Source organism: Pseudomonas sp. NBRC 111119 (assembly GCF_001320125.1).
Classification (GTDB): Bacteria; Pseudomonadota; Gammaproteobacteria; order Pseudomonadales; family Pseudomonadaceae; genus Aquipseudomonas; species Aquipseudomonas parafulva.
On record NZ_BCAV01000071.1, the window covers coordinates 16,186 to 37,574 of the forward strand.

The window sequence follows — 21,389 nt, forward strand, 5'->3', positions numbered from 1 at the left end:
GCTTCAATTACTCACTTCAATCGACTGGCCATAGTTAATGGGAATTGCCGGATAGTAGCGCCAAGTTTGGCCGGCCGCAACCTCGGCAAATTTTTCGCCCATCCACTCCATCCGTCAGTGACTATCATGCTTGCTTGACATATGGCAAGAAACGAATTAAGCGACATTCGGATTGTGGATCTGCCTGGCTGCGTCATATATGACCAATTCGCATCTGGCAGCGTCAGGCATTGGTAATTCCTTGTCGCCCAGATAAATTTCGGTTTATAAGAATATTGTTATTTTCGCTTCAGTCGCCACCTTGAGGGGCGGGCCTAGGAGCTATGCGAATTCCCTTTATATTATTTGTAGGATGAGGAAGCCTATTTAAGGCTCTTTAGTCACTGGCGTGAAGTGGCAATATAAGCATAAATACGCTTCCTCACCCAATGTCCATTTGGCTCCCGAAAGTGTCCACATTTAAAGCTTATTCATTCGAAAGTGTCCGCATTATTGTCGTGCAGGTCGATTTCGGAAAGTGTCCGCATTGACTGCACATAACACCGAAGACAGCAGAAATGGGGATTCCGCCTAGTGGTTGCTCAGGGCGGGCTTTGGAAAGTGTCCGCATTATCGTCGCGTTCGCAGGAAAACGGCCCGGAGCGTCGTTCGTGGATGAGGGGGCGTGCCGAGATAAGCCAAAAATTAGGACATTCGTTCTGTAAGTAACTGTTTTTAAGGGAACTGCTCATGTGCTGCGGAAGGACGGTCGAGAATAGAGGGTGGCCACTTGGGATTCTAACCAGCCCTGCTTACAAACCTTGGCTACGGTTTGCGTCGTAATAACGAGCCAGCCGCATTCTCCTCGAAAGCTCCAGCTTCCTCGATATAGCCGTGTACGGTGCCATCGTGCCGCCAGCCACCCTGTCGTTTGATCTCAAGGAAATCCGCCCCAGCCCGATGCGCACTGGTAGCCAGTCCCCGACGCAGACTGTGGCTGCTCAGTTCGGGCACATACAACAGCCCTGCGGCTTCGGCACGTGCCGTCAGGATGGTATTCACGCTGCCCTCGTGCAGTGCCACCTCGCCGAGTACGCCCCAGCGGCTGATGCGCCGGAACAGTGGCCCCTGAACGATCTGAGCCGCGTCCAACCACCGGCGTAGCGCTGTCGCGGGGCAGCAGATGCTGTCGCCGTATGGGATCGCCTTGTCGAGTCCCTCGCCCTCCTGATCGGTCTTGGAACGGGGCAGCGTGATCCGTAGACCTTCCTGCTCCCACTCGAGGTATTGCATCTCCAGCGTGACCAATTCGCTGCGCCGGAACGCACCAAAATACCCGACCTGGAGCAGTGCACTGTCCCGCAGTGTCGCCAGTCCGTCGAGCGTGTTCAGGTGCACCACGATGCGTTCGAGATCCTCTAGGACCAGGGCCTTGGCTTTTTGTCGAGGCCGCCCGTTCACCCGCTCAATACCGCGCAAGGTTTTGCCCACGGTGGCGCTGGCGGTAGGGTCAGGAAAACCCTGATAACGGTGCCATTGCGACAGCGCCGTGAGGCGCAGGGCCAGGGTGCGCGGGTTCAATACTTCCGCAAAAGACAATAGATAACGAATCAGCGCGGCTTCATCGCACGGCAGCACGCCGCCCCAGGCGAGAAAGTGGCGAATGGCCGAGCGGTAGGTGCGCCGGGTGTTGTCGGTTGTCGCGGCGGCGAGAAAACGCTGATGTTGCTCAGCCAATTGTTCGGGGGTGGTGAGCGTACCGGGGGTACGCGCAAGTACTGTCGGCTCTTCGTGCCGCCTGGTGGGGAGGTTTTCGTCATTATTGCCGGCTGTCATCACGAAGCGCCTGTTTAGGCCATGTGTACCGCAGATTATAGACACAACCCTCGATCGCGATGACTTAACTCACGATAACCGCGCTTATCGTGGGTCAACTGACGGTCTCAGTCGGCTGAACTATTCTGTACTTAAATCGAGGTATTACGTTTTCCATAATACGGTACGAAAAAATCCGAGGTGTTCATGGCCCGTTCCGGCGTCCTCTACCTGCATGTTGCCCAGGCGGCCACCCAACTGGTGGCTGCGGGCCACAACCCCACCATTGACAGCATCCGCGTCGCCCTGGGTGGGACGGGCAGCAAAAGCACGATTGCTCCGTTGTTAAAGCGTTGGAAAGCCGCGCATCCCGGCACGCTGGCCCAGGCCGAACTGGGATTGCCCGCGGAGCTGGTCCTGGCGCTGAAAGGACTGTACGAAAAAGTTCAGGCGGAGGCGGCCGTCCAACTCCAGCAGGCCGTAGCGGCTCACCAGGCAGAGGCCGACGCGTTGCAGGAACAGTTGCAGCAGGCATTCGTCGAGCGCGACGCGCAACTCAGCGTTCAGGAGCAGCAGGCCCAGGCACTTGCCGTAGCCACTACGCGCAGCCAGGGGCTGGCTGACACCCTGCAGCGTCAGGAGATCGCCCTGGCCAGCCTGGGCAGTGAAAAGACCGGGCTCGAACAACGTCTGGCTGACCGCGCCGCCGAGGCGGCCGCACTGACCCGGCAACTGCAACAAGCGCGGGAGCAGTTTGAGCACTACCAGGCATCGGTCGCGCAACAACGCAGCGACGAGCGCCAGGCCACTGAGCAACGCCAGCAGCGCCTGGAACACGAATTGGCAGCGCTCCGGCAGCGTCTGCTCGCGCAGCAAACCCGCCTGGGCGAACTGCAGGCGCAGGAACAACGCCTGGTGCAGGACCATGATCGTCTAGAGAGCACCCTGCTCACGACGCAAGCGACGCTCGCGCAGAGTCAGATTGCGCATGAACACGTCTTACTTCAATTCACCGACTTGCAACAGTCGCATCAGGCACTGGAGCAGCGCCATGGCCAAGGTGAGCAGCGTTTGGCTGAGACGCGGACTTACCTGGCCGTCAATGAACGGGAGCGAAGCCTGCTGGCGGAACGCTTAAGCCAAACTGAAAGCCAATTGAGCCAGTTGGCCACAGAAAAGCAGCTTCTCGTGCAAGACAACGCGGTGCTGTCAAGCCAGCTCGCAGAGTCCAGAGCGATGAAGCCGAAGACTTGTTGACCGAAAAAGGCGCCTACCTCAGGCGCCTGAAACCATCCTCCAAACCAAAGGAGCCAAACAGGAGGACAGTGGAGCAATCAACTCTTCAATACACAGCCTGGCTGGAAACCAAGGTCGTAGATGAGGAGAGTCGCCATGCGTAACGCCATTACCTACACCGTCCTTGCTACCTTCATAGCCCTTGGAACTGTTGCCACGGGATTTGCCGAACAGGCCAAAGCCCCCGCCCAAAGCAGTGCCGAGACAAATAAGGGTGAGGACATGCACATGATGGACGGCAACCATATGCCGATGATGGACATGCAGGAAATGTCCAAGATGATGAAAAACTGCAATACAATGATGGAGAACATGAACCAACACATTGGAATGGAGTCCCCGAAGGGCGATAGCAAGGCACAATAGCGATCTGGTTCACGTCGGCCGTCTCCGTCCCTCGCCGGTGTGCGCCCCGACACGGAGGCCGACCTTGCCGCTCCAGATATCGTTCTCAAAACTGCCGAGGAGCTGCTTCCCCTCATCGACGGCCTTGTAGTAATTCAAACCACCGACCAAGGCGACATCATCTGCAAGCGGGTAGCTCCAGGTAGTGCCGGTATAGTATTGGTTTCAGGCATCCTTGAGACAACTGGTGTAAAGGCTGAAGCCAAGGTTGTCGTTGGGTGTGTAATCACCGCCGACTATCCACGGAGAGCCGACTTCGCCTGCGTAGAAGGTTGCAAAATCATCCCGCATGCTGCTGGAGCTGGGTTGGCTCATCGCGTGCAGGCGTCCGCCCTGTAGCACCAAGCCCTCGACACTGGTGTTGTATGCGGTGACGCCGCGGAAGCTTTCCGGAAGCAGTCGCGAATCGCCGTACTGCACGACAGGCGTGACAGGGAAGACATCGCCTACTTTGATTTCAGTGTCCAGGAAACGGGTCTTTACGGCGCCGCCGAGCTTGGAGTAATTGTCCTCGGCCTGGCCGAGCCCGACTCGAATCGGCCTATGACTCCGTGGGCCCATTCTTCCGAGTAGCCATTTCCTGTACTGCTGGACTGGCCTTTGCGAAAATCACGGTTGAAGTAGAAATTTCGATTGAGGATGCTCAGGCTGCTGCCTTCGATGAATCCCTCGCCTTTTTCCTCGGCGGCCATTGCAGCCTGCGCAGCGCTGATGCTCAAGACGATCTGAGAAAGTCCCAACAGGGCCTTGTTGTTCATAAACGCTCTTGATGTTTTGGCAGATTTTTCATTGTGCGGTTGTGTATATGCCGAAGCGCGCCGGGCATAGCCGGGTGCGCTTCTTACATACTTCCACATGCAAAATAACGTCAGGGTGACGTGAAAATTACTTTTCCGTCAGCAACACGTCAACAATGCTCAGTGCTGGCTCCTGCAGTCCGTTCCTGATACGCGGTACTCCAGAATATGCAGGTTTCCGCTCGAATCCTCGTAGGTCATTTGCGCAGGCATCACATCGCAGTTGCCATTGGTCGACGTGACGTGAATGACCTTGGCGATGTCGAGCTTCATGCCATAGCGGTAGTGAGTGACTTCTGGCGGGTTCTTGCCTTGGGCGCTAGCGTATTCGCGCATGGATTGCTCGTTGGCCTGGATCATCTTACCGTACAGGCGATCGGAACTGCCATCGGCCCATACGGTGGATGACAGCAGAGTCGCACTCACTATCAGCAGCAGTCTTAGGTGTTTCATAACGGCGATCTCCTCTCGGGTTTTCGATCCACGATTCAACTCTACCTCCGTAGTTAAGTACGGAATCAAGGAGGGAGGAGATGAAGGTCCTGGTTTATGGCGCCGAGATAAGATGGTAGGGCTTAAGTACACTTTCGTCGGGTAACAGCAGCGCATTACTGCGCCACCGCCCCCAAAGAACCGGGCATGAGAGTCGCGCCTCATCCGGCTCAAGTCTTTCGTCAGCACCATGGTCTAGTACCGGGCAATCAATCCACGTCTATCGCAGCTCGACGTTGGGCAAAGTAAGACGACCACGCAGGATCACAGGGATTGGCCAAGTTACGTAGTGCCGTTTCTCGATCCGGCTTAGGTATGTGCGCCACGTAATCACGCTTGATCGTCTTCACGAAGCTCTCGGCCATGCCGTTGCTCTGCGGGCTGCGAACTGGGGGGTCACCGGCTGCAAGCCGATCTGTCGAGCAAACAGGCACGTCTGGTCGGCGGTGTACGCCGAGCCGTTATCGCTTAGCCATTGCACCGGCGTGGCGGGCAGTTGATCACCGAAGCGCCTCTCCACGCTTTCCAGCATCAAGTCGCGGATATCATCGCCGCTGTACCCGGTCGGGCTCGCGACCTAGCCGATGGCCTCGCGATCACAGCAGTCCAGGGCGAAGGTTACGCTCAATTTGGCTCCGTCCTCGCAGCGGAACTCAAAGCCGTCCGAGCACCAACGCGTATCGCTGGTTTGCACCGCAATACGGCCTTCGTGCCGACGCGGCACGCCGGGCTGTTTTCGTAGACAGATTCAGCAGCGGTTGCAGGTGCTCGCCGCACTGGATCACCCAGCGCGCCAGGGTTTGGCGGGGGATATCGACGCCGTGACGACCGAGGATTTTTTTGAAGCGGTGCAGCGGCAGACCATCGACGTATTTGGTGATCAACAGCATCGCCAGGACGCTAGGACTGGCCATGCTCTTTTCGATCAGTTGAGCCGGTTTGTCGGCGGTGACCGGTGCGGCTTCACAGCCGCGGCAGCCGTAGACCTTGTCCGCTGGTTCCCTTCACAACCACTGGCCAACGCAGAGCGTTTTATCCATGCAGCGAAACGATTAGCGGACAGGAAACGGTCCCGTGGCTCGCACAACAGTCGTGAACCAGTTGCACCAAAACAGACTCGATCCGTCGCAGATCCGCGAGCTTGCCACGCACATCCCCAAGCTTCTGCTCGGCGAGCACGCGCGCTTCATCACAGTGAGCGCCGTCATCGAGCCTCAACAGCCCGGCCACTTCTTCGAGGCTAAAGCCCAGCCGTTGCGCGGACTTTACGAATTTCACCCGGGCGACATCGGGGGTTGGGGAGCAATGGAACTGAAAACCAACGTAAGCCGAATTAGAGTTCGTTTTACTCGTCAGCGACTGCGAATTAACGAACTTTGATTCGTGAGAAAGGTTTATTGCACTGATTTTCGGGTGTTGGTGACCTTTCCTCGCGATAGCGGAAACGGTTTCATAAAACGGTCGTTTTTCGAAACTATCCAGACGTTGCAAGGGTTTGCGGGGCAGCGACTGAGCTTAAGTGCACTTTCTGTTCCGTTGCTCCCCCAACCCCTATTTCCAGCAGCGAGGTGATGAATTCGTTTTGCTGTTGTGCGGCGGCGACAAAAGCAGCCAAAGCCGTGATATTGAAGCGGCTAAAAAACTCGCCAGCGAGTGGAGGTCAGAATGAGCGAAAAAATTTACGACTACGACCCAGCAGCAGCCCTAGACGGCCCTGAAGCAATCGCCGTCTTCATGGCGGAGCCCTGCCATTTCCTCTCAGCGCCATAATCCAGGACCTTCATCTCCTCTCTCCTTGATTCCGTACTTAACTACGGAGGTAGAGTTGAATCGTGGATCGAAAACCCGAGAGGAGATCGCCGTTATGAAACACCTAAGACTGCTGCTGGTAGTGGGTGCGACTCTGCTGTCATCCACCGTATGGGCCGAGGGCGGGAGCGACCGAGCGATTGAGCGAATTGCTGCACGCGAGAGGGCTGAAGCGACCCTGGTGGCGGAAACCGTCAAGGAGATTAAGCAACTGGGCCCCACGGCGGCAGGCCGTAGCGAAGCGCAGCCCGCCTGTCCGCCTGCAAAGTAGAGCCTGTGCTACTCGACCAGATGCAACGTGAGCCCACTCTGCTGAGGCGCGAGGGCAAATAGCAATACCAAACTGTGCCCTTTGCAAGTGCTCCTTTGGCCATTCAGCGGCGCTCATTGAGCGCCGCTTTTTTCTAAGCGCAAGCCGACCAACAGGGGCGCCTTACGCAACGGGAAATCCTCGGTTAAGGGGTCTGAGGGCCAATGGAACGAAAACGTACGCTAAGGAAATAACCAATTGTTATAATTGATATTATTCATTCTTCTCTATGAACTGAAAGCCCGCACTAAGCAATGTTTTAGCCTCAAATGACTTTTTTACCTACCCAACTAACGTAACGATCGCACATCAGGTCGTTTTTCAACCGCATAGTGACACCTGCACTCACATGCGAGAAAACACATATGATTTTGACTTCTTGTTTTGGTGGAGAGACAATACCCATTCATAGCAGGAGTACATAATGCCAGAAATTGCATCCCTACAACTTTTCAAAATACTATCTGATGAAACCCGCCTGGGTATCGTGCTACTGCTCAGGGAGATGGGGGAGCTGTGCGTATGCGATCTCTGCACAGCGCTGGAACAATCACAACCCAAGACCTCCCGCCATCTGGCGATGCTTCGGGAAAGTGGCCTGTTGCTGGATCGCAAGCAGGGGAAATGGGTTCATTATCGCTTATCCCCGCATATTCCTTCCTGGGCTGCCCTGGTGATTGAGCAGGCCTGGTTAAGTCAACAGGACGACGTACAGGCCATCGCCCGTAAGCTGGCATCGGCCAACTGCTCTGGCAGCGGTAAGGCTGTTTGTATCTAAAAATTTTGCCTGTACATATATGTTTTTACGAATATGAGGTGTTAAAGATGAAAATGTTAACGGTGTTTGATCCGGCGATGTGCTGCAGTACCGGCGTTTGTGGTTCAGATGTCGATCAGGTTTTGGTCAATTTTTCTGCTGATGTGCAATGGCTGAAAGGGCGTGGGGTTCAGATCGAACGTTATAACCTGGCGCAGCAGCCTATGAGCTTCGTTGAGAACGAAAAAGCGAAAGCATTCCTTGAGGCTTCTGGAGCTGAAGGGCTTCCGCTGCTGTTGCTTGATGGTGAAACGGTGATGGCCGGGCGATACCCAAAACGCGCTGAACTGGCTCGCTGGTTTGGTATACCGCTGGAAAAGGTGGGTTTAGCTTCCACCAGTTGCTGTGGTGGTAAAACTTCCTGTTGTTGAGTATGTCAGGAGGACATATGAAATTCTTAGAGAATATCCCGTCTTACCTGTTTTTCACCGGTAAGGGAGGTGTAGGCAAAACTTCGATTTCCTGCGCAACGGCTATACGTCTGGCTGAACTGGGAAAGCGTGTTCTGCTTGTCAGTACCGACCCGGCTTCCAATGTCGGTCAGGTATTCGATCAGACTATCGGTAACACTATCCAGCCCGTGACTGCTGTGTCTGGTCTTTCGGCTCTGGAGATTGACCCGCAGGACGCCGCCCAGCAATACCGCGCCAGAATCGTTGACCCTATTAAAGGTCTTTTGCCTGATGACGTTGTTAACAGCATCAGTGAACAGCTTTCAGGAGCTTGTACGACAGAGATCGCTGCATTCGACGAGTTTACTGGCTTACTGACTGACGCTTCTCTGCTGACCCGCTTTGATCACATCATTTTTGATACTGCCCCAACTGGCCACACTATTCGCCTTCTTCAGCTTCCCGGAGCCTGGAGCAGCTTCATCGAAAGTAACCCGGATGGTGCTTCCTGTCTTGGTCCAATGGCTGGGCTGGAAAAACAACGCGAGCAATATGCTCATGCGGTTGAGGCATTATCCGATCCTGAACGAACTCGCCTTGTGCTGGTCGCGCGATTGCAAAAATCAACACTGCAGGAAGTCGCTCGTACTCATGACGAATTATCAGCTATTGGCCTTAAAAATCAGTATTTAGTCATTAACGGTGTCCTGCCTGCGAGCGAAGCAGAACGTGATGCACTGGCCGCTGCAATATGGCAACGGGAGCAAGAGGCGCTGGCAAATCTTCCTGCCGGGTTATCTGATTTGCCGACAGACAACTTATACCTGCAGCCGCTGAACATGGTTGGTGTATCCGCATTGAAAGGCCTGCTCAACGAACACGCTGAGATAACATCGCTTCCTGAACAAAGCCCACAGAACAAGCCAGAGAATATGTCGTTGTCTGTCCTGGTTGATGATATCGCCCGCAGTGAACACGGTTTGATTATGCTGATGGGCAAAGGTGGTGTGGGCAAAACCACAATGGCTGCGGCTATCGCCGTCAGTCTGGCGGATAAGGGTTTTGATGTGCATCTCACCACCTCAGATCCTGCTGCACATCTCAGTACAACGCTCAATGGCAGCCTCAAAAATCTGCAGGTCAGCCGAATCAACCCTCACGATGAAACTGAACGCTATCGTCAGCATGTTCTTGAGACGAAAGGCAGGGATCTGGATGAGGCTGGGAAACGGCTGCTCGAAGAGGATTTACGTTCTCCTTGCACAGAAGAGATTGCGGTGTTCCAGGCGTTTTCACGCGTAATTCGTGAAGCTGGCAAACGGTTTGTGGTCATGGATACGGCACCTACCGGGCATACGCTATTACTGCTTGATGCTACCGGGGCTTATCACCGTGAGATTGCCAGGAAGATGGGGGATAAAGGTCATTTTACCACTCCGATGATGCAGCTTCAGGACCAGGAACGTACCAAAGTTTTGCTGGTCACTCTGCCTGAAACCACACCTGTACTGGAAGCGGCAAACCTGCAGTCCGATCTTGAACGTGCGGGGATTCATCCCTGGGGCTGGATTATCAATAACAGCCTTTCGATTGCACAGACGCAATCGCCGCTGCTTTGCCAGCGCGCCCTACAAGAGCGTCCTCAAATCGAGGTTGTGAAAAACCAGCATGCAAGCCGCATAGCGTTAGTACCGGTAATGGCTGCAGAGCCCACTGGCATCGAGAAACTCAGAGAGCTGGTTGTTTAATTTTTTTTGTATATACAGGGCGGCAAAGCCGTCCTGTCTGGAGGATTTATGTTACTGGCAGGCGCTATTTTTGTCCTGACCATCGTTTTGGTTATCTGGCAACCGAAGGGATTAGGGATCGGCTGGAGTGCGACGCTGGGCGCGGTACTGGCGCTGATCTCTGGCGTAGTCCATTTTGGTGATATCCCTGTAGTGTGGAATATTGTCTGGAATGCGACGGCGACCTTTATTGCCGTGATTATTATCAGCCTTCTGCTCGATGAATCGGGCTTTTTCGAATGGGCGGCGCTGCACGTTTCACGTTGGGGTAACGGTCGCGGGCGTTTGCTGTTTACCTATATCGTTTTGCTCGGCGCAGCGGTGGCGGCACTGTTTGCCAACGATGGTGCGGCATTGATTCTGACGCCAATTGTTATCGCCATGCTGCTTGCATTAGGTTTCAGCAAAGGCACTACGCTGGCATTTGTCATGGCCGCCGGGTTTATTGCCGATACGGCCAGTCTGCCGCTTATCGTGTCCAACCTGGTTAACATCGTTTCTGCAGACTTCTTTGGGCTGGGTTTCACTGAGTATGCGTCGGTAATGGTGCCGGTGGATATCGCAGCCATTATCGCCACGCTGGTGATGCTGCATCTGTTCTTCCGCAAAGATATTCCGCCAACTTACGACCTGGCTCTCCTGAAAGCACCGGCAAAAGCGATTAAAGATCTGGCAACCTTCAGAACCGGCTGGATAGTGTTGATCCTTCTTCTGGTTGGCTTTTTCGTCCTTGAGCCGTTGGGTATCCCGGTCAGTGCGATTGCTGCTGTAGGGGCTGTCATTCTGTTTGCGGTGGCGAAGCGAGGCCATGCCATTAACACTGGCAAAGTGCTTCGCGGTGCGCCATGGCAGATCGTCATATTCTCTCTGGGAATGTATCTGGTGGTCTATGGTCTGCGTAATGCCGGACTAACAGAATACCTCTCCGGTGTGTTGAACGTGCTGGCAGATAAAGGACTTTGGGCGGCACTGTTGCAAAGTTAGCGATGAGGCAGCCTTTTGTCTTATTCAAAGGCCTTACATTTCAAAAACTCTGCTTACCAGGCGCATTTCGCCCAGGGGATCACCATAATAAAATGCTGAGGCCTGGCCTTTGCGTAGTGCACGCATCACCTCAATACCTTTGATGGTGGCGTAAGCCGTCTTCATGGATTTAAATCCCAGCGTGGCGCCGATTATCCGTTTCAGTTTGCCATGATCGCATTCAATCACGTTGTTCCGGTACTTAATCTGTCGGTGTTCAACGTCAGACGGGCACCGGCCTTCGCGTTTGAGCAGAGCAAGCGCGCGACCATAGGCGGGCGCTTTATCCGTGTTGATGAATCGCGGGATCTGCCACTTCTTCACGTTGTTGAGGATTTTACCCAGAAACCGGTATGCAGCTTTGCTGTTACGACGGGAGGAGAGATAAAAATCGACAGTGCGGCCCCGGCTGTCGACGGCCCGGTACAGATACGCCCAGCGGCCATTGACCTTCACGTAGGTTTCATCCATGTGCCACGGGCAAAGATCGGAAGGGTTACGCCAGTACCAGCGCAGCCGTTTTTCCATTTCAGGCGCATAACGCTGAACCCAGCGGTAAATCGTGGAGTGATCGACATTCACTCCGCGTTCAGCCAGCATCTCCTGCAGCTCACGGTAACTGATGCCGTATTTGCAGTACCAGCGTACGGCCCACAGAATGATGTCACGCTGAAAATGCCGGCCTTTGAATGGGTTCATGTGCAGCTCCATCAGCAAAAGGGGATGATAAGTTTATCACCACCGACTATTTGCAACAGTGCCGTACCGTTGGCCCGGCGTTCGATAGTACCGTCCGGATACTGCCAGATATCGGCGTCTTGAGCGATGTCCTGAAGCGCGGTGTCCGGAATATTCAGGTTTGCGTCTCTATACGATTCGGGCCATCGCCGTTTCTCATTTTGGTGTTGTTGTTGACAGGGAAACCAAAGACTAGCTATCAGAAAAACTCATCGAGCATCAAATGAAACTGCAATTTATTCATATCAGGATTATCAATGCCATATTTATAAAAAAACCGTTTCTGTAATGAAGGTGAAAATTCACCGAGGCAGTTCCATAGGATGGCAAGATCCTGGTATCGGTCTGCGATTCCGACTCGTCCAACATCAATACAACCTATTAATTTCCCCTCGTCAAAAATAAGGTTATCAAGTGAGAAATCACCATGAGTGACGACTGAATCCGGTGAGAATGGCAAAAGCTTATGCATTTCTTTCCAGACTTGTTCAACAGGCCAGCCATTACGCTCGTCATCAAAATCACTCGCATCAACCAAACCGTTATTCATTCGTGATTGCGCCTGAGTGAGACGAAATACGCGATCGCTGTTAAAAGGACAATTACAAACAGGAATCGAATGCAACCGGCGCAGGAACGCTGCCAGCGCATCAACAATATTTTCACCTGAATCAGGATATTCTTCTAATACCTGGAATGCTGTTTTCCCGGGGATCGCAGTGGTGAGTAACCATGCATCATCAGGAGTACGGATAAAATGCTTGATGGTCGGAAGAGGCATAAATGCCGTCAGCCAGTTTAGTCTGACCATCTCATCTGTAACATCATTGGCAACGCTACCTTTGCCATGTTTCAGAAACAACTCTGGCGCATCGGGCTTCCCATACAATCGATAGATTGTCGCACCTGATTGCCCGACATTATCGCGAGCCCATCTATACCCATATAAATCAGCATCCAGGTTGGAATTTAATCGCGGCCTCGAGCAAGACGTCTCCCGTTGAATATGGCTCATAACGCTCCTTGTATTACTGTTTATGTAAGCAGACAGTTTTATTGTTCATGATGATATACTTTTATCTTGTTCAATGTAACATCAGAGATTTTGAGACACAACGGGCTTTGTTGAATAAATCGAACTTTTGCTGAGTTGAAGGATCAGATCACGCATCTTCCCGACAACGCAGACCGTTCCGTGGCAAAGCAAAAGTTCAAAATCACCAACTGGCCCACCTACAATAAAGCCCTCATCAACCGTGGCTCCATAACTTTCTGGCTGGATGATGAAGCTATTCAGGCCTGGTATGAGTCAGCAACACCTTCTTCACGAGGCAGACCTCAGCGCTATTCTGACCTTGCCATCACGACTGTGCTGGTCATTAAACGCGTATTCAGGCTGACCCTGCGCGCTGCGCAGGGCTTTATTGATTCCATTTTTTCTCTGATGAACGTTCCGCTACGCTGCCCGGATTAGGGGTCTGACGCTCAGTGGAACGAAAACTCACGTTAAGGGATTTTGGTCATGAGATTATCAAAAAGGATCTTCACCTAGATCCTTTTAAATTAAAAATGAAGTTTTAAATCAATCTAAAGTATATATGAGTAAACTTGGTCTGACAGTTACCAATGCTTAATCAGTGAGGCACCTATCTCAGCGATCTGTCTATTTCGTTCATCCATAGTTGCCTGACTCCCCGTCGTGTAGATAACTACGATACGGGAGGGCTTACCATCTGGCCCCAGTGCTGCAATGATACCGCGAGACCCACGCTCACCGGCTCCAGATTTATCAGCAATAAACCAGCCAGCCGGAAGGGCCGAGCGCAGAAGTGGTCCTGCAACTTTATCCGCCTCCATCCAGTCTATTAATTGTTGCCGGGAAGCTAGAGTAAGTAGTTCGCCAGTTAATAGTTTGCGCAACGTTGTTGCCATTGCTGCAGGCATCGTGGTGTCACGCTCGTCGTTTGGTATGGCTTCATTCAGCTCCGGTTCCCAACGATCAAGGCGAGTTACATGATCCCCCATGTTGTGCAAAAAAGCGGTTAGCTCCTTCGGTCCTCCGATCGTTGTCAGAAGTAAGTTGGCAGCAGTGTTATCACTCATGGTTATGGCAGCACTGCATAATTCTCTTACTGTCATGCCATCCGTAAGATGCTTTTCTGTGACTGGTGAGTACTCAACCAAGTCATTCTGAGAATAGTGTATGCGGCGACCGAGTTGCTCTTGCCCGGCGTCAACACGGGATAATACCGCACCACATAGCAGAACTTTAAAAGTGCTCATCATTGGAAAACGTTCTTCGGGGCGAAAACTCTCAAGGATCTTACCGCTGTTGAGATCCAGTTCGATGTAACCCACTCGTGCACCCAACTGATCTTCAGCATCTTTTACTTTCACCAGCGTTTCTGGGTGAGCAAAAACAGGAAGGCAAAATGCCGCAAAAAAGGGAATAAGGGCGACACGAAAATGTTGAATACTCATACTCTTCCTTTTTCAATATTATTGAAGCATTTACCAGGGTTATTGTCTCATGAGCGGATACATATTTGAATGTATTTAGAAAAATAAACAAATAGGGGTTCCGCGCACATTTCCCCGAAAAGTGCCACCTGACGTCTAAGAAACCATTATTATCATGACATTAACCTATAAAAATAAGCGTATCACGAGGCCCTTTCGTCTTCAAGAATTTTATAAACCGTGGAGCGGGCAATACTGAGCTGATGAGCAATTTCCGTTGCACCAGTGCCCTTCTGATGAAGCGTCAGCACGACGTTCCTGTCCACGGTACGCCTGCGGCCAAATTTGATTCCTTTCAGCTTTGCTTCCTGTCGGCCCTCATTCGTGCGTTCTAGGATCCTCCGGCGTTCAGCCTGTGCCACAGCCGACAGGATGGTGACCACCATTTGCCCCATATCACCGTCGGTACTGATCCCGTCATCAATGAACCGGACTGCCACGCCCTGAGCGTCAAATTCCTTTATCAGTTGGATCATATCGGCAGTGTCGCGGCCAAGACGGTCGAGCTTCTTAACCAGAATGACATCACCTTCCTCCACCTTCATCCTCAGCAAATCCAGCCCTTCCCGGTCTGTTGAACTGCCGGATGCCTTATCGGTAAATATACGGTTTGCTTTCACACCTGCGTCTTTGAGTGCTCTGACCTGAAGATCAAGAGACTGCTGACTGGTTGAGACCCGAGCGTAACCAAAAAGTCGCATAAAAATGTACCTTAAATCGAATATCGGACAACTCATGTCTATTATTACAAATTTACGATTTAATAGACATATTAATGTAACAGTTTTACGATGTCCGATAATTTATAATATTTCGGACGGTTGCGAAATTGTTAATTCATGACCATCAGGCAGGGAGGCCGGTATGCCCGTCGATTTTCTGACCACTGAGCAGGAACTGAATTATGGTCGCTATGTTGCAGAACCCAATGACGTGCAGCTGGCGCGCTATTTTCATCTTGATGAGCGGGATCTTGCCTTCATTAACCAGCGGCGGGGAAGGCATAACCGGCTGGGAATTGCGCTTCAGCTCACCACCGCCCGTTTTCTGGGCACCTTTCTGACAGACTTAACCCGGGTTCTGCCAGGTGTTCAGCAATTTGTCGCGGTGCAGCTTAATATTCGCCGTCCAGAAGTCCTTACCCGCTACGCAGAACGGGTTACCACCCTCAGAGAGCATACTGCGCTGATTAAGGAATATTACGGTTACCATGAATTTGGCGATTTCCCCTGGTCTTTCCGCCTGAAGCGCCTGCTGTACACCCGCGCATGGCTCAGTAATGAGCGACCCGGCCTTATGTTTGATTTTGCCACCGCGTGGCTGCTTCAGAATAAGGTCCTGCTGCCCGGAGCAACCACACTTGTACGTCTCGTCAGTGAAATACGCGAACGGGCAAATCAGCGGCTGTGGAAGAAACTGGCCGCGTTGCCGGACAGCTGGCAGACCGCCCGCGTGACGGAGCTTCTGGACATTCCTGAGGGGCAGCGTACTTCACCGCTGGAGCAACTGAAAAAGGGACCGGTCACCGTCAGCGGCCCGGCATTTACCGAAGCGCTGGAGCGGTATATCCGGCTGCGAAACCTGGAATTTTCCCGACTGAATTTTACCGGTCTGCCTGCTATACAACTGCGTAATTTGGCCCGTTACGCAGGCATGGCGTCGGTAAAATATATCGCGCGAATGCCACAGCAGAGAAAACTGGCCGTACTCACAGCATTCGTTAAAGCGCAGGAGACTGCGGCGCTGGATGAGGCCGTTGATGTGCTCGATATGCTGATACTGGATATCACTCGTGCGGCGAAGAAAACGGGGCAGAAAAAACGGCTCAGGACGCTTAAAGATCTTGATCGTGCTGCGCTAATATTGGCGCGGGCATGTTCATTGTTGCTGGATGAACAGGCTGACGATGCTGAACTGAGGGAGACCATATTCAACAGCATACCGAAAAGCAGGCTGGCAGAATCCGTCTGCAAGGTAAATGAGCTGGCCCGGCCTCAGAACAACAATTTCCATGACGAAATGGTGGAGCAGTACGGGCGGGTAAAGCGCTTTCTTCCGGCGGTATTGCGCGACCTGCATTTCCAGGCAGCGCCAGCCGGAGAACATACGTTGTCCGCCATTCATTATCTGACCGAACTGAACTGCTCGAAAAAGCGCATCCTGGACAATGCGCCTGAACATATTATTACCGGCCCCTGGAAACGCCTGGTATACGATGCGGAGGGCCGGATACAGCGTGCCGGTTACTCGCTTTGTCTGCTGGAGCGCCTTCAGGATGCACTACGTCGAAGGGACATCTGGCTCGAAAACAGCGATCGCTGGGGAAATCCCCGCGAGAAGCTGTTGCAGGGGGAAGAATGGCAGGCTCAGCGGGTCCCCGTTTGCCGGGCGCTGGGACATCCCACTGATGGACATAAAGGCGTGCAACAGTTGGCGGTCCAGCTAGATGAAACCTGGAAAACCGTCGCATCCCGCTTTGAAGGAAATGCGGAGGTTCATATTTGCCATGACGGTAAACATCCTTCCCTGACTATCAGCAGCCTGGAGAAACTGGAGGAGCCAACATCGTTGCATCGTCTCAACAGTCGGGTAAGGCTGCTACTCCCGCCAGTAGATTTGACGGAACTGTTGCTTGAAATAGATGCCAGAACGGGATTTACACGTGAGTTTACGCATGTCAGTGAATCCGGGGCCCGGGCACAGGATCTGCACATCAGCCTGTGCGCGGTCCTGATGGCAGAGGCCTGCAATATCGGGCTGGAACCGCTGATAAAGCACAATATACCGGCGCTGACGCGCCACCGGCTTAGCTGGGTAAAACAGAATTACCTCCGGGCAGAAACGCTGGTCAGCGCCAATGCCCGCCTGGTTGATTTTCAGTCCACACTGGAGCTTGCTGGCCGCTGGGGTGGTGGCGAAGTGGCTTCAGCTGATGGCATGCGCTTTGTCACGCCGGTGAAAACCGTCAATTCAGGACCTAACAGAAAATATTTTGGTTCCGGACGTGGCATCACCTGGTACAACTTCGTCTCTGATCAGTACTCTGGATTCCACGGCATCGTTGTCCCCGGCACATTACGAGATTCCATTTTTGTGCTGGAAGGCCTTCTGGAGCAGCAGACAGGGCTGAATCCGGTTGAGATCATGACAGACACAGCCGGTACCAGCGACATTATTTTTGGCCTCTTCTGGCTGCTGGGATACCAGTTTTCCCCCCGGCTTGCCGATGCCGGTGAAGCGGTATTCTGGCGAGTGGATAAATCGGCAAATTACGGTGCACTGGACGAACTGGCACGTGGTTGTGCCGATCTGTCGAAAGCCGAGGATCAGTGGGATGAGATGATGCGAACCGCCGGTTCGCTGAAACTGGGCACCATTCATGCTTCAGAACTCATTCGCTCTTTGCTGAAAAGCTCGCGCCCATCAGGGCTGGCACAGGCGATCATGGAAGTGGGGCGCGTCAACAAGACGCTGTACCTTCTTAATTATATTGATGATGAGGATTATCGTCGGCGGATCCTGACGCAGCTAAACCGGGGGGAAGGCCGCCATGCTGTGGCGAGGGCGATCTGCTACGGGCAGCGCGGTGAGATCAGAAAGCGCTATCGTGAAGGTCAGGAAGATCAGCTGGGGGCACTGGGCCTGGTCACTAACGCAGTGGTACTGTGGAACACACTTTATATGCAGGAAGCCCTGAGCTGGATACGCAGTAATGGAGAAGAAATCGGGGTTGAAGATATCGCCCGGTTGTCCCCACTGATGCACGGGCATATCAATATGCTGGGGCATTATACGTTTACGCTACCGGAGGATATTTTGAAGGGGGAACTGAGAGAACTAAATTTCAATTTAAACAATGAATTAACTTCTTAGCGTACGTTTTCGTTCCATTGGCTCTCAAACCCCGTTAACGCCCGAGTTGTCCCCATGCAGCGAAACGATCAGCGGACAGGAAACAGTCCCGTGGCTCGCACAACAGTCGTGAACCAGTTGCTCCAAAACTGACTCGATCCGTCGCAGATCCGCGAGCTTGCCACGCACATCCCCAAGCTTCTGCTCGGCGAGCACACGCGCTTCATCGCAGTGAGCACCGTCATCCAGCCTCAACAGCCCGGCCACTTCATCGAGGCTAAAGCCCAGCCGTTGCGCGGATTTAACGAATTTCACCCGGGCGACATCCGCCTCACCGTAACGGCGAATGCTGCCGTAGGGCTTGTCCGGTTCGGGTAACAGCGCCTTGCGTTGATAGAACCGGATGGTTTCCACGTTGACCCCGGCCGCCTTGGCGAAAGCGCCAATGGTCAGGCTTTCCAAATTGTTTTTCATACCGCTTGATTCCGTACATGACTACGGGACTAACCTTAAACCATCGATCAAATGCTCGAAAGGAGAAATGCATGTCTGAACCATCAAACGGGCGCGCCCCTCTTGTCGCCGGGGGGCTTGCGGCGATTCTCGCCTCGGCTTGCTGTCTCGGGCCGCTGATTCTGATCGCACTGGGATTCAGCGGGGCCTGGATCGGTAACCTGACCGTGCTGGAACCGTACCGCCCGCTCTTCATCGGCGCGGCACTGGTGGCGCTGTTCTTCGCCTACCGGCGCATTTTCCGCCCCGCTCAAGCCTGCGCACCGGGCGAGGTCTGCGCCATCCCTCAGGTACGTACCTCCTACAAGCTGCTGTACTGGCTGGTGGCGGCCTTGGTGCTGGTCGCGCTCGGCTTCCCCTACATCCTTCCCTTGTTCTACTGATCAGGAGTTCACCATGAGAAAACTGCTCGCATCCTTAGCCCTCGCCAGCCTGGTCGCCACACCCGTCTGGGCGGCCACGCAGACCGTCACCCTGGCGGTGCCGGGCATGACCTGCGCCGCCTGCCCGATTACGGTGAAGACGGCGTTGACCAAGGTCGATGGCGTGACCAAGGCTGAGGTGAGTTTCGAGAACCGCGAGGCCATCGTCACCTTCGACGATACCAAGACCAATGCCCTGGCGCTGACTAAGGCGACCGAGGACGCTGGCTATCCGTCCAGCGTCAAGCAATAGGAGGGACTTCCGATGGCAAATCCTCTCAATCTGTTCACGCGGATCGGTGACAAAGCCGGCTCCGTCGGCGTGCTGATTTCTGCCATAGGCTGCGCCATGTGCTTTCCCGCCCTTGCTAGTCTGGGGGCCGCGTTCGGTCTGGGCTTTTTGAGCCAGTGGGAAGGCCTGTTCATCACCACGCTGCTGCCTCTGTTTGCTGGACTGGCTCTGCTCGTCAATGCCCTCGGCTGGCTCAATCATCGGCAGTGGCGACGGACTGCGCTCGGCCTGATCGGTCCTACCCTGGTACTGGCAGCGGTATTTTTTATGCGGGCTTATGGCTGGCGGAGCGGTTGGCTGCTCTATATCGGCCTGGCCCTCATGTTTGGGGTGTCGATATGGGATCTCGTGTCGCCCGCTCATCGCCGTTGTGGGCCGGATGCCTGTCCGACGCCGCCAAACCAGTGAACCTGACAAGAGACGATCTAATGAGTAACGAAATGACCGAACTGAAAATCATTGGTATGACCTGCGCCTCCTGTGTCGTGCATGTGAAAGAGGCCTTGGAGAAGATTCCGGGCGTGCATCGGGCGGATGTTTCCTACGCCAGCGGGAAGGCCGAACTGAAGGTCGACGAGGGCGCAAGCCGTGAGCAGATGCAGGCCGCTGTCGAGGCCCTGGGGTATCGAGCGGCGTTCGAAGACGCCATGGTACAAGCCCGTCCTGGCCTGCTCGATAAGGCACGGGGTTGGTTGAGCAGCACTGACGCCGGGAAAGAGGGCGACAAGCTCCACGTCGCGGTCATCGGCAGTGGTGGCGCCGCCATGGCGGCCGCGCTCAAGGCGGTGGAAGGCGGTGCCCGCGTCACCCTGATCGAGCGCGGCATCATCGGCGGCACCTGCGTCAACGTGGGCTGCGTGCCCTCCAAGATCATGATTCGTGCCGCGCATGTGGCCCATCTGCGCCGCGAGAGCCCGTTCGACGCCGGGCTTTCCGCCATGACGCCGACCGTCCTACGCGAACGTCTGCTCGCGCAGCAACAAGACCGTGTCGCCGAACTGCGCCACGCCAAGTACGAAAGCATCCTGGAGAGCACGCCGGCGATCAGCGTGCTGCGCGGCACCGCCCGTTTCCAGGACGGCCACACGCTCAGCGTGAAACTGGCCGAGGGTGGCGAGCACATCGTAGCCTTCGACCGCTGCCTGGTCGCCACCGGCGCAAGCGCGGCCGTTCCACCGATTCCAGGACTGAAAGACACGCCGTACTGGACCTCAGACCAGGCACTGGCGAGCGATACAATCCCTAAGCGGCTCGCCGTGATCGGCGCCTCCGTAGTGGCAGTGGAACTGGCGCAGGCCTTCGCCCGGCTGGGTAGCGAGGTCACGATCCTGGCACGCAGTGCGATGTTCTTCCACGAAGACCCGGCCATCGGCGCGGCGGTGACGGAGGCCTTCCGTATGGAGGGCATCGAAGTGCTGGAGCAAACGCAAGCCAGCCAGGTGTCCCACGCCAACGGCGAGTTCGTACTGGCCACCAACCATGGTGAGTTACGTGCCGACCAACTGCTCGTCGCCACCGGCCGCACGCCCAATACCCAGGGCCTGAACCTGGAAGCGGCCGACGTGCAGCTGGACGAGCGCGGCGGCATCCAGATCGACGAGCGCATGCGCACCAGCGCAGCGGATATCTATGCGGCCGGCGACTGCACCGACCAACCGCAGTTCGTCTACGTCGCGGCAGCGGCTGGCACCCGCGCGGCAATCAACATGACCGGCGGCGAGGCCAAGCTCAATCTCGACGTCATGCCGGCCGTGGTGTTCACCGATCCGCAAGTGGCCACCGTCGGCTACAGCGAAGCCGAAGCGCAGCACGCCGGGATCGAAACCGACAGCCGCACCTTGACCCTGGACAACGTGCCGCGCGCGTTGGCCAACTTCGACACGCGGGGTTTCATCAAGTTGGTTGCCGAAGCGGGCTCCGGCCGACTGCTGGGAGTGCAGGCTGTGGCCCCGGAAGCAGGAGAACTGATCCAGACGGCGGTACTCGCCATCCGCAACCGTATGACCGTGCAGGAATTGGCTGACCAGTTGTTCCCCTACCTGACGATGGTCGAGGGACTGAAACTCGCCGCACAGACCTTTAACAAAGACGTCAAACAATTGTCCTGCTGCGCAGGGTAATGAGAGAGGG

The 21,389-nt window shown here is 54.5% G+C and carries 18 protein-coding genes and 7 pseudogenes; 14 read left to right on the plus strand and 11 right to left on the minus strand.

Annotation, left to right across the window (positions count from 1 at the left end; genetic code table 11):
* Positions 1 to 804: 804 nt before the first annotated feature.
* A complete protein-coding gene (locus APH25_RS23400; protein ID WP_077747747.1) occupies positions 805 to 1,815 on the minus strand; it encodes a tyrosine-type recombinase/integrase in 1,011 nt (336 codons plus the stop codon).
* A 186-nt stretch (positions 1,816 to 2,001) separates the two neighbouring features.
* Between APH25_RS23400 and APH25_RS25270 the strand changes: the two genes are divergently transcribed.
* Complete coding sequence (locus tag APH25_RS25270; protein WP_011154388.1) at positions 2,002 to 3,051, plus strand: DNA-binding protein; 1,050 nt, start codon at positions 2,002 to 2,004, stop codon at positions 3,049 to 3,051.
* A 135-nt stretch (positions 3,052 to 3,186) separates the two neighbouring features.
* On the plus strand, positions 3,187 to 3,456 hold the full coding sequence (locus APH25_RS23415) for a hypothetical protein (RefSeq protein ID WP_033979952.1): 270 nt from the start codon (positions 3,187 to 3,189) through the stop codon (positions 3,454 to 3,456).
* Between the two features lie 36 nt (positions 3,457 to 3,492).
* Here the strand turns inward: APH25_RS23415 and APH25_RS23420 are convergent.
* From APH25_RS23420 to APH25_RS25280, 5 genes and pseudogenes are all read right to left on the minus strand, one after another.
* Positions 3,493 to 4,253, minus strand: a pseudogene (locus APH25_RS23420) (OprD family outer membrane porin); the annotation flags it as partial.
* A 159-nt stretch (positions 4,254 to 4,412) separates the two neighbouring features.
* Entirely contained in the window at positions 4,413 to 4,745 is a 333-nt protein-coding gene (locus tag APH25_RS23425; RefSeq protein ID WP_033979951.1) for a DUF2790 domain-containing protein, read from the minus strand.
* Positions 4,746 to 5,059: 314 nt separating this feature from the next.
* Positions 5,060 to 5,514 (minus strand): annotated as a pseudogene (locus APH25_RS26055) (DDE-type integrase/transposase/recombinase); the annotation flags it as partial.
* Between the two features lie 13 nt (positions 5,515 to 5,527).
* Positions 5,528 to 5,773, minus strand: a pseudogene (locus APH25_RS25275) (transposase); the annotation flags it as partial.
* Positions 5,774 to 5,816: 43 nt separating this feature from the next.
* A pseudogene (locus tag APH25_RS25280) lies at positions 5,817 to 6,074 on the minus strand (MerR family DNA-binding protein); the annotation flags it as partial.
* Positions 6,075 to 6,336: 262 nt separating this feature from the next.
* Here APH25_RS25280 and APH25_RS26060 point away from each other — a divergent pair.
* The 6 genes and pseudogenes from APH25_RS26060 to arsB all read left to right on the plus strand — a co-directional run.
* Positions 6,337 to 6,453: pseudogene (locus tag APH25_RS26060) on the plus strand (type II toxin-antitoxin system RelE/ParE family toxin); the annotation flags it as partial.
* A 195-nt stretch (positions 6,454 to 6,648) separates the two neighbouring features.
* A complete protein-coding gene (locus tag APH25_RS26135; RefSeq protein ID WP_017849619.1) occupies positions 6,649 to 6,864 on the plus strand; it encodes a co-regulatory protein PtrA N-terminal domain-containing protein in 216 nt (71 codons plus the stop codon).
* Between the two features lie 463 nt (positions 6,865 to 7,327).
* Positions 7,328 to 7,681: an As(III)-sensing metalloregulatory transcriptional repressor ArsR gene (gene arsR, locus APH25_RS23445; protein WP_001114073.1), complete on the plus strand. Its 354-nt coding sequence runs from the start codon at positions 7,328 to 7,330 to the stop codon at positions 7,679 to 7,681.
* A gap of 47 nt (positions 7,682 to 7,728) precedes the next feature.
* Complete coding sequence (gene arsD / locus APH25_RS25295) at positions 7,729 to 8,091, plus strand: arsenite efflux transporter metallochaperone ArsD (protein ID WP_000783215.1); 363 nt, start codon at positions 7,729 to 7,731, stop codon at positions 8,089 to 8,091.
* 17 nt (positions 8,092 to 8,108) lie between these two features.
* Entirely contained in the window at positions 8,109 to 9,860 is a 1,752-nt protein-coding gene (gene arsA, locus APH25_RS23450; RefSeq protein WP_001556710.1) for an arsenite efflux transporter ATPase subunit ArsA, read from the plus strand.
* Positions 9,861 to 9,908: 48 nt separating this feature from the next.
* A pseudogene (gene arsB, locus APH25_RS23455) lies at positions 9,909 to 10,874 on the plus strand (arsenite efflux transporter membrane subunit ArsB); the annotation flags it as partial.
* Between the two features lie 42 nt (positions 10,875 to 10,916).
* On the opposite strand, the gene APH25_RS23460 reads toward arsB, so the two are convergent.
* Together APH25_RS23460 and APH25_RS23465 are read right to left on the minus strand one after the other, a co-directional pair.
* A complete protein-coding gene (locus APH25_RS23460; RefSeq protein WP_001067855.1) occupies positions 10,917 to 11,621 on the minus strand; it encodes an IS6-like element IS26 family transposase in 705 nt (234 codons plus the stop codon).
* Positions 11,622 to 11,859: 238 nt separating this feature from the next.
* On the minus strand, positions 11,860 to 12,675 hold the full coding sequence (locus APH25_RS23465; protein WP_011039766.1) for an aminoglycoside O-phosphotransferase APH(3')-Ia: 816 nt from the start codon (positions 12,673 to 12,675) through the stop codon (positions 11,860 to 11,862).
* Positions 12,676 to 12,855: 180 nt separating this feature from the next.
* Between APH25_RS23465 and APH25_RS25310 the strand changes: the two are divergent.
* Positions 12,856 to 13,131, plus strand: a pseudogene (locus APH25_RS25310) (IS5/IS1182 family transposase); the annotation flags it as partial.
* Positions 13,132 to 13,280: 149 nt separating this feature from the next.
* On the opposite strand, the gene APH25_RS23470 reads toward APH25_RS25310, so the two are convergent.
* The gene (locus tag APH25_RS23470; RefSeq protein ID WP_000027057.1) at positions 13,281 to 14,141 is read right to left on the minus strand and encodes a broad-spectrum class A beta-lactamase TEM-1; all 861 of its coding nucleotides are present in this window, start codon (positions 14,139 to 14,141) and stop codon (positions 13,281 to 13,283) included.
* Positions 14,142 to 14,323: 182 nt separating this feature from the next.
* Positions 14,324 to 14,881 carry a recombinase family protein gene (locus APH25_RS23475; protein ID WP_001235713.1) on the minus strand — a complete coding sequence of 186 codons (558 nt, stop codon included), beginning with the start codon at positions 14,879 to 14,881 and terminating at the stop codon, positions 14,324 to 14,326.
* Positions 14,882 to 15,044: 163 nt separating this feature from the next.
* Here APH25_RS23475 and APH25_RS23480 point away from each other — a divergent pair, with 163 nt between their 5' ends.
* Entirely contained in the window at positions 15,045 to 18,053 is a 3,009-nt protein-coding gene (locus tag APH25_RS23480) for a Tn3 family transposase (RefSeq protein WP_012817690.1), read from the plus strand.
* 24 nt (positions 18,054 to 18,077) lie between these two features.
* Here the strand turns inward: APH25_RS23480 and merR are convergent, their stop codons facing one another.
* On the minus strand, positions 18,078 to 18,506 hold the full coding sequence (gene merR / locus APH25_RS23485; protein ID WP_060483560.1) for an Hg(II)-responsive transcriptional regulator: 429 nt from the start codon (positions 18,504 to 18,506) through the stop codon (positions 18,078 to 18,080).
* A gap of 71 nt (positions 18,507 to 18,577) precedes the next feature.
* Between merR and merT the strand changes: the two genes are divergently transcribed.
* Genes merT through merA form a run of 4 tightly spaced genes read left to right on the plus strand, consistent with a single transcriptional unit; the run spans position 18,578 to position 21,379 of the window.
* Entirely contained in the window at positions 18,578 to 18,928 is a 351-nt protein-coding gene (gene merT / locus APH25_RS23490; RefSeq protein ID WP_017849617.1) for a mercuric ion transporter MerT, read from the plus strand.
* A 13-nt stretch (positions 18,929 to 18,941) separates the two neighbouring features.
* Entirely contained in the window at positions 18,942 to 19,220 is a 279-nt protein-coding gene (gene merP / locus APH25_RS23495) for a mercury resistance system periplasmic binding protein MerP (RefSeq protein ID WP_003131880.1), read from the plus strand.
* A gap of 12 nt (positions 19,221 to 19,232) precedes the next feature.
* Positions 19,233 to 19,667 (plus strand): organomercurial transporter MerC, encoded by a 435-nt coding sequence (gene merC / locus APH25_RS23500; protein WP_003131881.1) that lies wholly within the window; start codon positions 19,233 to 19,235, stop codon positions 19,665 to 19,667.
* Positions 19,668 to 19,699: 32 nt separating this feature from the next.
* A complete protein-coding gene (gene merA / locus APH25_RS23505; protein ID WP_031633059.1) occupies positions 19,700 to 21,379 on the plus strand; it encodes a mercury(II) reductase in 1,680 nt (559 codons plus the stop codon).
* Positions 21,380 to 21,389 lie beyond the last annotated feature (10 nt).